The organism is Williamsia sp. 1135, assembly GCF_002095395.1.
GTDB lineage: Bacteria > Actinomycetota > Actinomycetes > Mycobacteriales > Mycobacteriaceae > Williamsia.
Genome location: NZ_MJEI01000100.1, coordinates 14,036 through 28,549, shown reverse-complemented (window position 1 = coordinate 28,549; position 14,514 = coordinate 14,036). Strand labels below are relative to the sequence as shown.

Below are 14,514 nucleotides of genomic sequence, written 5' to 3'. Positions count from 1 at the left end.
CGGATTGGGGGAACTCCGACCCTGATGTCAGGGCTGCCGTCCGCACCGCCATGGCCCCGTCATGACCGTTCGGGGCCACAGCAGCACAAGCTGATCGATACACGGGCGCCCGTGAGACGATGGCGAGCACTCGCCACGACTTCCGGATGGAGAAGCGCCCTGACGACCGACACCGCGTCGCCGACCGCACGGGGCTTTCTGCTCCGTCGCCCGCCGGTGATCGACGCGATCTTCATCGCCGTGTTGGCAGTTGTCGTCAGCATCGTCGGATCCGCGAATCCGTCTTTCTGGTACGACGAGGCGGCGACCGTCTCGGCGTCGACCAGGCCGTTGCCCGAACTGTTCGACCTCGTGTCCTCCACCGACTCCGCGCACACGTTCTACTACCTGCTCATGCACGGGTGGTTCGACATCTTCCCGGACACGGAACTGTCGGCGCGGATACCCAGCAGCCTCGCGGTCGGAGTCGCGGCCGCAGGCGTGGTGACGCTGGGGCGACTGTTGTCCACGCGTTCCGTGGCGCTCAGCGCGGGAGTGGTCTTTGCGGTGTTGCCGCGGATCACGTCGGCGGGGATCGAAGCTCGACCCTACGCATTGGCGACCCTCGCGTCGGTCTGGGTGACCGTCATCCTCGTGGTGGCCGCGCGACGAGCCTCCCGGTGGCTGTGGGCGCTGTACGCGGTCGTCGTGGTGTTCGCCGTCTTGATCAACATCCACCTGCTGATGCTGATCGGCGTGCACCTGTGCGCTCTGGTCATGCTCGGTGCCCCTCGACTCGTCCTGCGATCATGGGCAATCTCCACCACCGCCGCGATCGTCGTGCTCGCCCCGTATCTGGTGTTCATGCGAGCCCAGTCAGGGCAACTCAGTTGGATCGACCCTCTCGACCGCCGGACGTTCGGGAACGTGCTGCTCACGCAATACTTCGACTTTTCGGTTCTGTTCGGGGTTCTCGCGTACGTCGTCGTCGCGGTCGCGGCGTTCCTGTATCTGCGGCGACGGGAGGTGGTGTCGTTCGAAGGGCAGGCCGAGACCGCCGTGATCTCGGTGGTGTGGATGCTCGTCCCCACCGTCGGTCTGCTGGTGTACTCGATCGTCTCTCAACCGATCTACGTCGACCGGTACCTCTCGTTCACCGCTCCCGCGGCGGCACTGTTGGTGGGCGTCAGCGTCGTGACGGTCGCCCGGAAGCCGGCGCCGATTGCCGCGCTGCTGCTGGTCTTCGCCCTCGCTGCCATTCCCAACTGGATCACCCAACGCGGCGACTACGCGAAGTTCAAGATGGACTACAGCCAGGTCGCCGACACCATTGCCGCACAGTCCTCTCCCGGTGACTGCCTGCTCCTCGACGACAACGTCTCCTGGGAGCCAGGACCTATTCGACCGCTGCTGTCGGCACGTCCGGATGCTTACGACCAACTGGTCGATGTCGGCCTCGGCAGGACCGGCCGCGATCAGGGACGGCTATGGGACGACAACATCGCTCCGCATCTGATCCGCGACAAGATCAACGCGTGTTCGATCATCTGGACGATCGCGGAGCGGGACCCCGCACTCGGCGCCCGCGACGTCGGGCCAGAAATCGCCCCGGGCATCCCTTTCGGGAAGACGTACGCCTACCGGGTGCCGGCCAGGCTGGGCTTCCACATCGTGGAGCGTTGGCAGTTCAACATCAGTCAGGTCACCAAGTCAGTGCGGTGAGTCCACATCTGCTTTGTCGACGACCACCGTCCCCCGCCAGCCACCGACCACTCGCATGACGTGGTAGATCAGCAACGCTGCGATGGCGCCGAGAGCAATACCGCCGAAGCTCAGATCGCCGACTGTCCAGGAGAAGTCGGCGATGCCGATCACCAGCGCGATCGCGGCGGTGAACTGGTTGACCGGCTTGGAGAAGTCGACCTTGTTGGTCACCCAGATGTGCACACCCAGGATGCCGACCAAGCCGTAGAGGGCGGTCGTCACACCGCCGAGCACACCCGGCGGCACCGACGCGATCACGGCACCGACCTTGGGTGAGAGACCCAGCAGGATCGCCGCCACACCGGCGACCCAGTATGCGGCTGTGGAGTAGACCTTCGTGGCGGCCATGACGCCGATGTTCTCGGCGTATGTGGTTGTGGCAGAACCGCCGCCGCTACCGGCCAGCACGGTGGCCAGACCGTCGGCGGCGAGCGCGCGGCCGATCTTCTTGTCGTAGTTCAGTCCGGTCATGGTGTTGATGGACTTGACATGTCCGATGTTCTCGACCACCAGCACGAGCACCACGGGCAGGAACATCGGCAGCACCGACAGATGAAAGGTCGGTGACTGGAACTCGGGGAAGCCGATCCAGTCGGCAGCACCGATGGGGTCGGTGTCGACCTTGTCGCGCACCAGCGCGAAGAAGTACCCGAGCACGACACTGACGAAGATGGCGAGCCGGCCGATCAGTCCCTTGAACAAGACCAGCGACGCGATCAGCAGCACCAGCACCACCGTCGCGGTGAGGGCGTCCTGCTCATAGTTCGTCTTCGCGGTCGGTGCCAGATTCAGACCGATCAGCGCCACAATCGTGCCGGTGACGATCGGGGGCATGAGCGCGTGAATCCAGCCGGTCCCGGCGAAGTGGACCACCACACCGATCAGGATCAGCAGCGCACCGACCAGGACGATGCCGCCCAGCGCCGACCCCTGGCCGTTCGATGCGGTCGCGGCCAGCACCGGTGCGATGATCGCAAAGCTCGACCCGAGGTAGCTGGGGAGCTGATTGCGGGTGATCAGCAGGAACAGGATGGTGCCGATGCCGGAGAACAGCAGCGTCGTCGCCGGCGGGAACCCCGTGAGCACGGGCACCAGGAAGGTGGCACCGAACATGGCCACCACGTGCTGCAATCCGATACCTACGGTCTTCGGCCAGCTCAGCCGCTCATGCGGGGCGATCACGTCCGTGTCGCCGGCCAGTTGCCAGCCGAAAAAGGACGTTCGAGCCTGCGGTTCTTGCTTCGTCATGGGCATCAGTCTGAAGCATGGCGGTTCGAACGTCTTGGAACCCAGCCGAAGCCGGATCCGTCCAATACTCATGCTCATCGAGGTCCGGCGAACCCGATATATACTGCATTGACTCGTCCCATATACGCATGGAGTCCCATGACCAAACGCCTGATCGAGCTCGATGACGACCTGCTGGCGGCTGCCCAACTCGAGTTGGGGACCACCGGCGTCTCCGATACGGTCCGCGCCGCATTGCGTCATGCGGCCGCAACGTCTGCGCGTGCGCGGGAGATCGAATGGCTGTCAGATGGCGGGATGGAACCAATGGCAGACAAGGGCATCCGGGATCAGGTATGGCGGTAGTCGCCAGGTACATGATCGACACCAGCGCGGCCGCGCGCATGCGCAGTCCACAGGTCGCATCACAAGTGGCCCCGTTGATCGAGAGCGGCCAGGCGGCGACGTGGGCGGGTCTTGACGCCGAGGCGTTGTACTCAGCCAGGACACCCGACGAATACGAACGGGTTCGGGACAACCGTCGTCTCTCCTACGAGTATCTCGCCGCAGACGACGAGCACTGGAAATCCGCCTTCGACGTACAGGGAGTTCTTGCCGGCCAGGAACGACACCGCGCGGTAGGCGTGATCGACCTCCTGACTGCGGTCCTGGCTCGCCAACACGGCCTGGTTGTCGTTCACCACGACCATGACTTCGAATTACTCTCGCAGATGGATTTCAGGCATCGCTGGGTATCGGTGGCATCGTGACCGATGCTCATCAGGTTCCACGGGCACCGAGGTACGCGGACGACGCCGACATCACCGGCGGTCGCGGAGAGATCGACCGCTCACGTCACTGATTCGCTGAATCTGCTTCACCTGCAGTCAGGTGAGTGAATCCGTCCGCTGAAGGACTACAGCTCCTCCACGGTGATGAGCCCGTCTTGCAGTGCGCGGGCAAGCAGCGCCGATTTCGTGGCGCCGGGGCAACCGACAGCGTCGTACTTGTCGCGAATTCGCGCGATGTGCGTGTTGACCGTCGCAGCGGTGATGAACAGCAACCGGGCGGCTTCGTTCTTCGAGTCGCAGGTGAACCAAGTTCGGAGAACCTCGATTTCGCGGGCGCTGAGCGCCGGGGAGGGTGCAACATCGACAACAGGGTCCGGGGTCATGGTGTACATGCGAGTCCGATCTTCTTTCGTGGCGGTTTTGCCAACTGCCAAGTGACGAAGACTCTATCGGCGAAGTCGGACAGTCACCAACTGAAACCGTCGGTACCCCAGTATTGGGGTCATCGTTAGTACAAACAATCAAACATCCTGCGATGTAACGTGTTATCGACCGATCACGCTCCGGCAACCGGGCCGAACTCCGCCGAGATGCGACCACCGGAGGTCGGCGACAGGCTGTTCAGGTAGCCCAGAACCTCTTCCTTTTCGGGCGACGGGTACGGCGTGGGGACGTAGTCGTTGAAGCTTTCCGTGCGCGATATCCGGGTGGGTATGGCTCGGAAGTCGACGCTGTTCACAGCGTCACCGAGAGTGTGCAGTCGCGTCTGCAAGATGAAGGTGCGCTTGTCTGTCGGGTTGCTGTTCCCACCGAACGCGAAGTTCGCCAGAGAGTACGCGATCAACTTTCCGTTGTAGACCTCCATGGACTGGATCACGTGCGGATGGCTGCCGATCACCATGGCTGCACCGGAGTCGATGGCAAAGTGCGCCAGCGCGGTTTGCACGTCGTAGGGTTCGGATGTCGATTCGATGCCCCAATGAAAGTAGGGGACGATCGCGTCAGCGCCCTGCGCGCGGAGGTCGGCAAAGTCACTTGCGATCTCGGCACGCAGCTCGTCCGAGTCCGTCCAGGCCTGGTAGCCGACGAAGCCGACCGTCAGCCCCTTCAGCTCCGTGAGGTACTTGAAACCCTCACCGAAGTAGTCGATTTCGGCGCCCTCCAACGTCGCGATGGTGTCGTCGAAACCTTGCCGCCCGAAGTCGCCGGTGTGGTTGTTGCTCACCGTCACCGCTTCGATGTCACCGGCGGTGAGCGTGCCCACCAAGGCCGGATCACCTTTGAAGTGATAGACCTCCCCCGGCCCCTTGTCGATCTTGTCCGACGCCGTCGTGAAGGCGACCTCGAGGTTCGCGACCGTCAGATCGTCGGAGGCGAACAGACTCTTGGTGTTCTGGAAGAAGTAGTTGGGATCGCTGCCACTCTCGGCCCACAGCGTGGGCAGACTCGTCGCCGCCCCGAAGTTGGTGTCGGTGCCGAGGATGTTGTCGCCGACGAACGTGAGCACGATCTCCTGCGGGACCGGAGCCGCCGGGGCTGCCGGTACCTCGCCGGAACCCGACACTGCGGGGTTCTCAGCGGCCGCGCCCCCACACGCCGCTGTGACGGCCACACCGCCGACGGCGATCATGGTGACGAACAGTCTTCTCGCCGAATCGGGTTTCTTGGACGCCTTGAGCACCTCGACATTGTGGACCAGGAATGATGTTGATGCCCATTAGATTTGAAGGTTCATATCTTCGTACGACTGGCACCGGCACAGCCGAGACACCGGCCGGGCACCTCGAGGAACGTCCAGCGAAGGCCCGGCCAGTCACCATCTCGGGTGGAGATGAACTCCTGGTTCAGCGACTACCGCTACTCCTCGCCCGTTGCTCGGCTCGCCAGATCGCCATCGGAATGTCACGCTCGTCCCACTCGTTACTGCGCGCTACTTCCGCGATCAACTCCGACACCAGACCCGCGTCGACGTCGTCCACTGAAACATCAAGCACTCGTGCGAGGTACGCCGCGACGACGCCGTCCACCTGCAACGCCGAAATGCCGACCAACAGCTGGAGATAGGCCCACGTGAAGCCCGACCGCTGACCGGGCACTTCCCGCCACACGGACCACACCACATGGAGCGCGTCCGAATCTGCTGCAGTCCGAAGGTCTTCCGATGTCGCGATACCCGCCGCGAGCAGTCTGGTCGCGGCGTCTATGACAGCTTCCGCCTTCAGTGGCGCACCGGGCGTGGTCGACGTGGGTCGGCGATTGCCGATGTCGTGCGCCCACGCCCCCGAACTCCCCACCTCCGCGAACGTGGCAAGCAGTTCAGGTGCGCCATCGCCGGTGGCGTCACCACCTTGCCCGTCCCGGTAGGCAATGTACCTGTCGAGGATGTTCTCGACAGTCGCGTACCGCGCGCCGGTCGAGAAAATCGCATCGATGATGCTCAGCGCCAACGAATTCGGATAGCGACGCGGCCTGAACCACAGTGCATGATCCCCCAAGTCCGATCGCAACGCGCTCCCCAGCGCATCCACCCGGACGTCCACCCCTGCTGACATGTTTCCCCCTATGAAGTTGGCCGCCCACTCCCCATGGGCAACTCAGAACGGAGACTAGCGCGGGGCACCGACAAAGGACTCCGACGGTGGATTCGTCCCAGTCGACGTCGGGGTGTCATAGTCGTCCAGCGAGTTCCAGAACGTCAGTGCGACCACGATACTGAGAATGCCGGCGGCGGTCATGATGTAACCGATCACCGTCGCGGCCAGTGCCACGCCACGCCCTTCACCATCGGTCTTCTTGATCTGCCGCAGAGCTAAGTGTCCGAGAACGATCCCCAGCGGCCCGAAGATGATGCTCGCGACCATCGCAGAGAGCGTCAGCCCGCTCATCGGCCCGGACTCCGGGCGCCGCGAACCCTGACCAGGCTGTCCGGGGTCGTTCGCTGGTGGGTTCATGTCATCCACGATAGCCACCATGGCCGTCACGGACGGTTGTCGAACGGCTCCGCCTACGCCGGCATCGGGAGCGCGTCCCACAGATCACAGTGGTGCTCGCTGCCTGCGCCGGTGACGCGTGCCCCGCTCTCTTCGAATCGCATCACCGGTGTGTCGGTGTCGGTGATCTGCTGCCACGCCGGCGAACCATCACTCGACGGCGTGCCGGTCCGGGCGAAGCCGGCGAGGTAGTTGATCATCGTGCTCGCCAACTGGTGCTGCGCAGGTGTGCGGAGCAGGTCCTGGCCATTCAGATTGAACAGGTACGGCAGGTCGGTGGCGTGCGCGGCCTCCTGCGGAAGGTCGGACAGAGTGATCCCGTTGACGTTCGGGGCGGTCGGATCGGCGAACTCGTAGGTGTACACCGGCGCGGTTTTCGCCAACTCTCGCGCGGTACGGGCGGTAGGACAGGACCAGGCGGCATCGGTGGTCACCGTGGACCAGGCGATGCCTGCAGAGGGGTAGTCCTGCAATGGATATCGTTCGGCGATTCGCGGCGCGGCAGGACCGAACGCATCGGAAAGCAACATCGGGTACGACTCGGCGGTGACCGACGCAGGATCGACCAGCATCGCCGCACCGACGAATGATCGCTGCTCATCACGGGTCGACCCGATCATCACCGGAATCGCCGTCGTTTCACCGTCGTGGGCTGCCTTCTCCGGGTCTGTGGGCAACAGATCGGTCCCATAGGCAAGCACATTCGAGAAGTTCTCCCCCAGTGGCACCAGCCGATCAGCGGGAAGCCGCCGCAGACAATCGATCTGATCTGCACCGACGCAACCCAATCCGGCCGCGACGTCGGTGCCGTTCTTCTCGCTGTCAGCCAGCGGAGTGTACGGGGTCTGCTCCGGGACACCCGGAAACAGGACGCCGTTCGGCCATCGCAGCCCACACGCTCCCGACATGATCGCGGCTTTGTCGACGAGCCCAGCTGCCGCAGGTGAGCTGAGCACAGCGCACGTGGACATTCCGCCGGCGGACTGACCGAAGACAGTCACGTTGTCGGGGTCGCCGCCGAACGCTGCGGCGTTGTCGTTGACCCAACGCAGGGAAGCGATTTGGTCGGCGAAGCCGAAGTTTCCCGATCCCTCCAGGCCCGGCAGACCGAGGTAACCGAACATGCCGAGCCGATAATTCACCGTCACGACGATGACGTTCCCCTCGGCAGCGATTCTGGCAGCGTCGTAGTCCGAGCCCGCGTCGTGGGTGAAGCCGCCGCCATGCCACCAGACCAGCACCGGCAGTGGCTCATCGGATTGCACGCGTGGTGTGGTGACATTGAGGAACAGGCAGTCTTCCTCGGTCGACGATGCAGCGCCGGGTTGGACGGCCTGCTGGGCGCACCGAGACCCGGCCTTCGTTGCGTCCACCTGCTCGTCTGGAGTTGAAACAGGTTGCGGCAAAGTCCATCTGCGGTCGCCCGTCGGCGGTTGCGCGTAGCGGACGCCCTTGAACTCGCGGGTTGTCTCGGAGTTCCGTCCCTGAAGTGTTCCAGACGTGGTGTCCACCTCGAGCGGGGCGTCGGTGTCGTCGACCTGCGAGGTGCTGCACCCCGCCACGATCAACGCCAGCACCGCCACCAGCAGTGTGAGTGGGGTGAGCGTTCTGCGAGTGATCATTCTGGGCCTCCCGCCCGGGTTGCGATGTCGAAGGTGATCGCCAATTCCGAGCTCAATTGCTGGGGGTCGTCTCCGGCGCGGATACGCTGCAACGCCGAGTCGAGTGCGGCTCGAATGGTCATCGTCATGATGCGGGTGTCGAAGTCACGGAAGTCGCCGCGGGCCTGACCATCAGCCAAGATGGCGTCGACTTCCAGCATCTCGGCCGCGTGCTCGACCCGGCTATCGCGTGCAGGCGCCTCAGAAACGTGTCCCGACGCGAAAATCGCTGACAGTGCTGCCATCTGGCGTGGGCAGGCCGCGTAGAACTGCACGCTCCCGGTGATGAACGCCGCCAGCGCTTCCCGCGGAGACGGTGCGTCGACCACACTGTCGGCCATGGCCGTGGCGCCCAATTGGTACACCTCGGCGACGATGCTGTCCAAAAGAGCTGCGCGGGAGTCGAAATGGTAGGAGATCACACCCCTGCTGATCCCGGCACGCTCAGCAATAGCGACAAAACTCGCCTTCTCGACGCCCACCTCGGCAATGACCTCGATCGCGCACTCGATCAACTGCGCGCGCCGGGCAGTCTGAATGAACGTGGCGTTGGGCCGCGGGGCTTTCGCACTGGGCATGCAGACCAGTTTAGCAACTCTGACTAAAATTTCCCAGGGGTGTCAGAAATTGGAGACGGAGGCGGCCGGTACCGACACCGAGGTCGACCCGAGCGACGAGTAGTAGTCGTACTCGTCGTCGTACTCGTAGTCGTTGACCGCATTGATGAACGCGATGATGATGATCCAGGTGATGATGCCGAGGACCGTCAGCACATAGCCGATGATCAGTCCGGCGATGGCCAACCCGCGACCCTCGTCACCGTTCTTCTTGATCTGGCTCAGCGCGACATGCCCGAGCACGATCCCCAGCGGCGCGAACACCAAACTCGCGACGAGTGCACCGATCGCCAGCCCGTTGGTCGGACGGGCCACCGGGTATTGCACCGGATACTGCGGCGGATATCCGTAGCCCTGCTGCCAGTTCGCCGGCGGCGGCGGTGTCGCGCCGTAAGGGTCCGGGCCCTGATAGGGCTGCCAGGGGTCCTGTGATGGCTGCATAACGTCACACGATATCCAGAAACCTCGCGACTGCTGGTCGCTCAAACGAAGGACAGCACCCGAAGTCCCGGGTCAGCGCTCGAGTCGGTGGCCCCGCGACCGTCGCCACACGCGCGGCATCAGTTCCAGCAGTCCGAGCATGAGGACGATCCAGACTGTGGTGCTCCACAGCCGGTGCCCGACGCTTTCGTTCGGGTCGAATAGAAAGGTCAAGCCGAAGTACGCGATGGTCATGGCCACGTGTCCGGCCACGGCGCGAAAGGCCCCTGCCAGATCGTTCGATGTCCAAAACATGGCAACGACCCTACGCAAAGGTCGTACTCACGGCAGACCTACACCTGGGTCGAACGCCAATCGCCCAGTTCAACAGGTGTATTGGTCTGGGAATCGCACGCATAGCGGCGGTAGCGGTTGATTGGGACCATAACCGTCGCCGGAGTCCGGGTCGAAAGTCGGAGCGACGTAGGTCCAGCTGCCGTTCTGGCAGGTGGAGTAATTCCCGCCTCCTTCGTTGACGACAGCCCCATCTTCACACTGCACCGGAGGTTCAACCGATATCTGAGGCGGGTTTGCGGCGTAGAACTCGTCCTCGCAATATTGCGTCCACCCATTCGAGCCGTCCGTATAGAACGTGGTGCCCGGCTCGTACTCGGCCGTGATCCCACACCACGAGATCTCTTTCTCAGCAACGGTCGTAGGTGTCAACGATGGCGGCACGTTCGTGGGAGCAGCAGAAGCCGAGGACGCCTGCGGTGTCACCGTGATTGTGGTCGTGGACGCGGAGGGCTGAGGCGAGTCATTAGCGTCTCCGCCCGAGCATCCCACCGCAAACATCCCGACCATAATTATTGCAACGGCCACGCGCTTCACACGTCGATCGTGCCATGAGACGGGCACGAAATAGTGCCAAATCAGGTGCTCATATCTTGAACAGCCCTCATGCTCCACGGGCCAAGGCTTCATATCCCCGAGAACAAGGGCGGATACGTAAGGATTACTCCGACGGACTCGCAAACATGTTGCCAGCGCGAGTCGGAGGGAGGCCGCTCGAGTACTAGTACCGGCTGGACGGCCTTATCTAATTGGTACGAATAATCGAGAAGTTGTCCCAGACCCAGCCGGATCTGCTGCGTCTCCGCGGCCACGCCCGCGCCGAGACTCTTCACTTCCGCGATGTAGATGTCGCGGCACCAAATCCAGCCGGCATCGAACAGCGGCGCGCCAGGCATCGGATCGTGAGTCTGGACGTCATAGTCAAGCAAAAAGGTCGCGAGGAGCCGCAACGTGTCAATGTGCGCGGCAGTCCCTCTGTCGAGAGCCGCGAGGTCAGCGGTCAGTGCCACCGGATCATGCGTCGAAGGCTTTCGAGGTTTGAGGCGGCGGCCGAGTATGTCGTCACCGCGTTCGGGTGGCGAGAAGACTCCCCCCAGCTCAGACTTCGACAACGACAAACAGTCAGCCGAGAATCCATTGACCAAGTCTTCGAAGCCGCGGTCGCTGACTACGTGGACGTGCTCGCCCTGAAGCCGCCGTTCGTACGCGTCGCGTAGCTTCTTGCTGAACTCGTTGTCCGGATCGGTGACCCGCTGGTTGGACAGGTCACCTTGTACCAGCAGGGTGACGTACGAAGAGAAGTCGGCGGTGAACGTCGCGCCGTTCTGCTCGATGAGCCTTGCACACTCGGACCGAACAACCCTTCCGTCGTAGAACGTGACCTTCCCAGATACAGCGACCACTTCATCGGCGAGTGAATGAACTCCACCCCTGCATCCGCGCATCACCTGTTTTGCCATCGACTGGACCCCTTTCGATTCCGGCGGAGACAACTGCCCTGGGTAGTCTGAAGCGCATAGAAGGCCCGTGATTTGCACCGTACCGACAATCCGTGCAAATCCTCGGCCAGGGAACTTAAGCTCGGTCCGGTGAGCGCCACCGACGACTCTTTCAGCGGTACCTACGAGCCACCTCGTAGAAGACAGCCCGACAGCCCGTTCATCCAGCGAGGACGACCCTCCCCCGGCACGATCCAGGATTTCTGGGAATGGTCGACCTCGGACCTGCTCAGCAATGCCACCCGTGGGGTGTTGGCGGAGTTCATCGTCGGTCTGGCGTTGGGCTGCGTGGACGATGTCCGGCGCGAATGGGACGCCTTCGACCTTGTCACGCCGGACGGGCTACGAATCGAGGTGAAGTCGGCGGGATATCTACAGTCCTGGCAACAAAAATCGCCGTCCGCAATCTCGTTCGGGGTCAGCCCAGCCACCGCGTGGTTCGCGGAGACCAACTCGTATTCGGAGGCGCGCCGCCGGGAAGCAGACGTTTATGTCTTCTGCGTCTTCAACACCACCGAACGTCGACATGCCAATCCGCTCGACTTGGCCCAGTGGCTCTTTCTCGTCGCCCCGACCACTGACATCAACGTCGCGCTCGGCGAGCAAAAGACAATCACTCTCAACAGTCTGCGACGTCGGGTCAAGCCTTCTGAAGTCGACTACGCCGGGCTTCCACACGCGATTCGCGCTGCATCACGCGACACCCAGTAGCGGCCCTTCAGCGGAGGGCACCCCAATGATCTACTGATTCCATGAGCACAGCTCCACCCCTCGCCGCCGGCCTGGACATCTCACCGGAGGCACTGACCCTCGGGATCTCGCTGTATTCCGCAGCGATCCTGATCGGTATCGGAGTCGGCATCAACGCTGCGGCCAAGCACCGACGTCGATTGGCGGTGATCATGGCTGCGGTAGTCACGGTGTTGGTCATCGCCGGAGTGGTCGTCGCGATCTTGAGCAGCACCCACAATCCGCATTGATGCCGCCGTAAGTTGGCTTCTCACACGGAAATGTCCGATTTCACCTGCGTCGACACGGCCAGCGGGTCGAATTGATGCGCGGTGTGACGGGTGGGTCCTAAAGTAATCGAAGTCAACAACCGCCGGATCCCGACGGCACTCGTATCGGTCCCGTTCGGGGTGAGGGGTAATCGCAATGACCACAGACGGTTCGGTCAAGGTGGACAAGAGGGCACCCGGTCTACGGGAGCTGACCCTGCGCGGGGTCATCCTCGGCGGTCTGATCACCCTGGTGTTCACCGCCGCGAATGTGTATCTCGGCCTCAAAGTCGGTCTGACGTTCGCCACGGCCATTCCTGCCGCGGTCATCTCGATGAGCATTCTGCGGTATTTCAAGAATCACTCGATCGTCGAGAACAACATCGTCCAGACCATTGCGTCTGCGGCAGGCACCCTCTCGGCCATCATCTTCGTGCTGCCAGGCCTCATCATGGTCGGCTGGTGGACCGGATTCCCGTATTGGATCACGGTGGCCGTCTGCGCCATCGGCGGCATCCTCGGCGTCATGTACTCGATCCCCCTGCGCCGGGCGCTGGTCACGGGATCTGATCTGCCCTACCCCGAAGGCGTCGCGGCCGCCGAGGTCTTGCGCGTCGGCGACACCACCACCGGCGCCAACGAGAACAAGGGCGGCCTGCGGATCATCCTGATCGGCTCTGTCGTCGCCGCGGCCTACTCGCTGCTGGCGGCACTCAAGGTCATCAGCAACTCACTCGCCGGGGCGATCAAGATCGGCGCGGGCGGAACGATGTGGGGTGCCAGCCTGTCGCTGGCTCTGATCGGCGTCGGACACCTGGTCGGCCTCACCGTCGGCATCGCCATGCTGGTCGGCCTGATCATCTCGTTCGGCATCATCCTGCCCATCCAGACCAACGGCGCCCTCCCCGCCGGAGAAGACCTCCTCGACGGCGTCAGCAGCATCTTCTCCGCGGACGTGCGCTTCGTCGGCGCCGGCGCTATCGCCGTCGCCGCGATCTGGACGCTGCTGAAGATCATCGGCCCCATCATCAAGGGCATCAAGAACGCGATGGTGTCGGCGCGGTCGCGCAAGGACGGCAAATCCGTCGACATCACCGAGCAGGACATCCCGATCCAGTACGTCGGCCTGGTGATCATCGTCGCACTCGTCCCGATCGGGCTGCTGCTCTGGGACTTCGTGCACAACACCGCACTTCACGGCACAGCCACCGGCATCATCGCCGTCAGCATCATCTTGGTGTTCGTGATCGGACTCGTCGTCGCGGCCGTCTGCGGTTACATGGCCGGCCTCATCGGCTCGTCCAACAGCCCGATCTCCGGTGTCGGCATCCTGGTGGTGCTCATCGCCGCCTTGCTCATCAAGATGGTGTACGGCGACGCCACCGACGCGCAAAACACTGCGCTCATTGCCTTTACGTTGTTCGTGTCCGCGGTGATCTTCGGCGTCGCGACCATCTCCAACGACAACCTGCAGGACCTCAAGACCGGTCAACTCGTGGGTGCGACGCCGTGGAAACAGCAGGTGGCGTTGATCATCGGTGTCATCTTCGGGTCGGCCGTGATCCCGCCCATCCTGCAGCTGATGCAGACGGCGTTCGGGTTCGTCGGTGCCCCCGGAGCCACCGACGACGCACTGGCCGCACCGCAGGCGGCGTTGATCTCGTCGCTGGCGAAAGGCGTGTTCGGCGGCGACCTCGACTGGAACCTCATCGGTGTCGGCGCTCTCATCGGCGTCGGCATCATCATCGTCGACGAAGTGCTGACGCGGTCGACGAGCAGATTCCGGCTCCCTCCGCTGGCCGTGGGAATGGGTATGTACCTACCGATCTCACTGACGCTGGTCATCCCGATCGGCGCCATCCTCGGTGTCTTCTACAACAAATGGGCCGATCGCTCTGGTGGCGACGTCGAACGCAAGAAGCGGATGGGCATCCTGCTGGCCACCGGTTTGATCGTCGGTGAGAGTTTGTTCGGGGTGTTGTTCGCCGGCATCGTCGCGGCGACAGGCGATGACAGTCCGCTGGCCGTCGTCGGCGACAACTTCCTGCAGACGTCCGAGTACCTCGGTGTCATCCTCTTCGTTCTCGTGATCGCCTGGCTGTACAAGAAGACACAACAGATCGCGAACCGGCCGGTCGAGGACGAGCCGGCGGACCTGACGAAGTCGTAGGTCTGCTCAGCCACGATCTGCTCCACTTCCAGGAATCCGCTCCA

16 protein-coding genes are annotated in these 14,514 nt (G+C 63.1%); 6 read left to right on the top strand and 10 right to left on the bottom strand.

Features of this window, described 5'->3' with window-relative positions; genetic code table 11:
• The first annotated feature begins 111 nt into the window (after positions 1-111).
• Entirely contained in the window at positions 112-1,701 is a 1,590-nt protein-coding gene (locus BFL43_RS18865; RefSeq protein ID WP_168176677.1) for a glycosyltransferase family 39 protein, read from the top strand.
• On the opposite strand, the gene BFL43_RS18860 is transcribed toward BFL43_RS18865, so the two are convergent.
• Positions 1,690-2,991 carry a solute carrier family 23 protein gene (locus BFL43_RS18860; RefSeq protein ID WP_084894025.1) on the bottom strand — a complete coding sequence of 434 codons (1,302 nt, stop codon included), beginning with the start codon at positions 2,989-2,991 and terminating at the stop codon, positions 1,690-1,692. The two genes, BFL43_RS18865 and BFL43_RS18860, sit on opposite strands and share 12 nt — an antisense overlap.
• Before the next feature lie 138 nt (positions 2,992-3,129).
• On the opposite strand from BFL43_RS18860, the gene BFL43_RS18855 reads away from it, so the two are divergent.
• Both BFL43_RS18855 and BFL43_RS18850 read left to right on the top strand, forming a co-directional pair.
• Positions 3,130-3,336 carry a DUF2191 domain-containing protein gene (locus BFL43_RS18855; RefSeq protein WP_084894024.1) on the top strand — a complete coding sequence of 69 codons (207 nt, stop codon included), beginning with the start codon at positions 3,130-3,132 and terminating at the stop codon, positions 3,334-3,336.
• A complete protein-coding gene (locus tag BFL43_RS18850; protein ID WP_084894023.1) occupies positions 3,327-3,740 on the top strand; it encodes a PIN domain-containing protein in 414 nt (137 codons plus the stop codon). Before BFL43_RS18855 ends, BFL43_RS18850 begins: the two co-directional genes overlap by 10 nt.
• 146 nt (positions 3,741-3,886) lie before the next feature.
• On the opposite strand, the gene BFL43_RS18845 is transcribed toward BFL43_RS18850, so the two are convergent.
• The 9 genes from BFL43_RS18845 to BFL43_RS18805 all read right to left on the bottom strand — a co-directional run bounded on the left by BFL43_RS18845 (position 3,887) and on the right by BFL43_RS18805 (position 11,263).
• On the bottom strand, positions 3,887-4,144 hold the full coding sequence (locus tag BFL43_RS18845) for a LuxR C-terminal-related transcriptional regulator (RefSeq protein ID WP_346425981.1): 258 nt from the start codon (positions 4,142-4,144) through the stop codon (positions 3,887-3,889).
• A 173-nt stretch (positions 4,145-4,317) separates the two neighbouring features.
• Positions 4,318-5,442, bottom strand: a complete 1,125-nt coding sequence (locus BFL43_RS18840; protein ID WP_240498352.1) for a CapA family protein — start codon at positions 5,440-5,442, stop codon at positions 4,318-4,320.
• Positions 5,443-5,605: 163 nt separating this feature from the next.
• Positions 5,606-6,313 (bottom strand): heme peroxidase, encoded by a 708-nt coding sequence (locus tag BFL43_RS18835; protein WP_143695406.1) that lies wholly within the window; start codon positions 6,311-6,313, stop codon positions 5,606-5,608.
• A 54-nt stretch (positions 6,314-6,367) separates the two neighbouring features.
• Positions 6,368-6,712 (bottom strand): DUF4190 domain-containing protein, encoded by a 345-nt coding sequence (locus BFL43_RS18830; protein ID WP_168176676.1) that lies wholly within the window; start codon positions 6,710-6,712, stop codon positions 6,368-6,370.
• A 53-nt stretch (positions 6,713-6,765) separates the two neighbouring features.
• Positions 6,766-8,373 carry a carboxylesterase family protein gene (locus BFL43_RS18825; protein WP_084894019.1) on the bottom strand — a complete coding sequence of 536 codons (1,608 nt, stop codon included), beginning with the start codon at positions 8,371-8,373 and terminating at the stop codon, positions 6,766-6,768.
• The gene (locus BFL43_RS18820; protein ID WP_084894018.1) at positions 8,370-8,990 is read right to left on the bottom strand and encodes a TetR/AcrR family transcriptional regulator; all 621 of its coding nucleotides are present in this window, start codon (positions 8,988-8,990) and stop codon (positions 8,370-8,372) included. Before BFL43_RS18820 ends, BFL43_RS18825 begins: the two co-directional genes overlap by 4 nt.
• A gap of 42 nt (positions 8,991-9,032) precedes the next feature.
• Entirely contained in the window at positions 9,033-9,470 is a 438-nt protein-coding gene (locus BFL43_RS18815; RefSeq protein ID WP_084894017.1) for a DUF4190 domain-containing protein, read from the bottom strand.
• Between the two features lie 72 nt (positions 9,471-9,542).
• On the bottom strand, positions 9,543-9,764 hold the full coding sequence (locus tag BFL43_RS18810) for a hypothetical protein (RefSeq protein WP_084894016.1): 222 nt from the start codon (positions 9,762-9,764) through the stop codon (positions 9,543-9,545).
• A 665-nt stretch (positions 9,765-10,429) separates the two neighbouring features.
• On the bottom strand, positions 10,430-11,263 hold the full coding sequence (locus BFL43_RS18805) for a hypothetical protein (protein WP_143695405.1): 834 nt from the start codon (positions 11,261-11,263) through the stop codon (positions 10,430-10,432).
• Positions 11,264-11,392: 129 nt separating this feature from the next.
• On the opposite strand from BFL43_RS18805, the gene BFL43_RS18800 reads away from it, so the two are divergent.
• The 3 genes from BFL43_RS18800 to BFL43_RS18790 all read left to right on the top strand — a co-directional run bounded on the left by BFL43_RS18800 (position 11,393) and on the right by BFL43_RS18790 (position 14,470).
• Positions 11,393-12,013 (top strand): hypothetical protein, encoded by a 621-nt coding sequence (locus BFL43_RS18800; RefSeq protein WP_084894014.1) that lies wholly within the window; start codon positions 11,393-11,395, stop codon positions 12,011-12,013.
• A 41-nt stretch (positions 12,014-12,054) separates the two neighbouring features.
• The gene (locus tag BFL43_RS18795; RefSeq protein ID WP_084894013.1) at positions 12,055-12,282 is read left to right on the top strand and encodes a hypothetical protein; all 228 of its coding nucleotides are present in this window, start codon (positions 12,055-12,057) and stop codon (positions 12,280-12,282) included.
• A gap of 175 nt (positions 12,283-12,457) precedes the next feature.
• Positions 12,458-14,470, top strand: coding sequence for an oligopeptide transporter, OPT family (locus BFL43_RS18790; RefSeq protein WP_084894012.1), 2,013 nt, complete (start codon positions 12,458-12,460; stop codon positions 14,468-14,470).
• Positions 14,471-14,514: the final 44 nt, after the last annotated feature.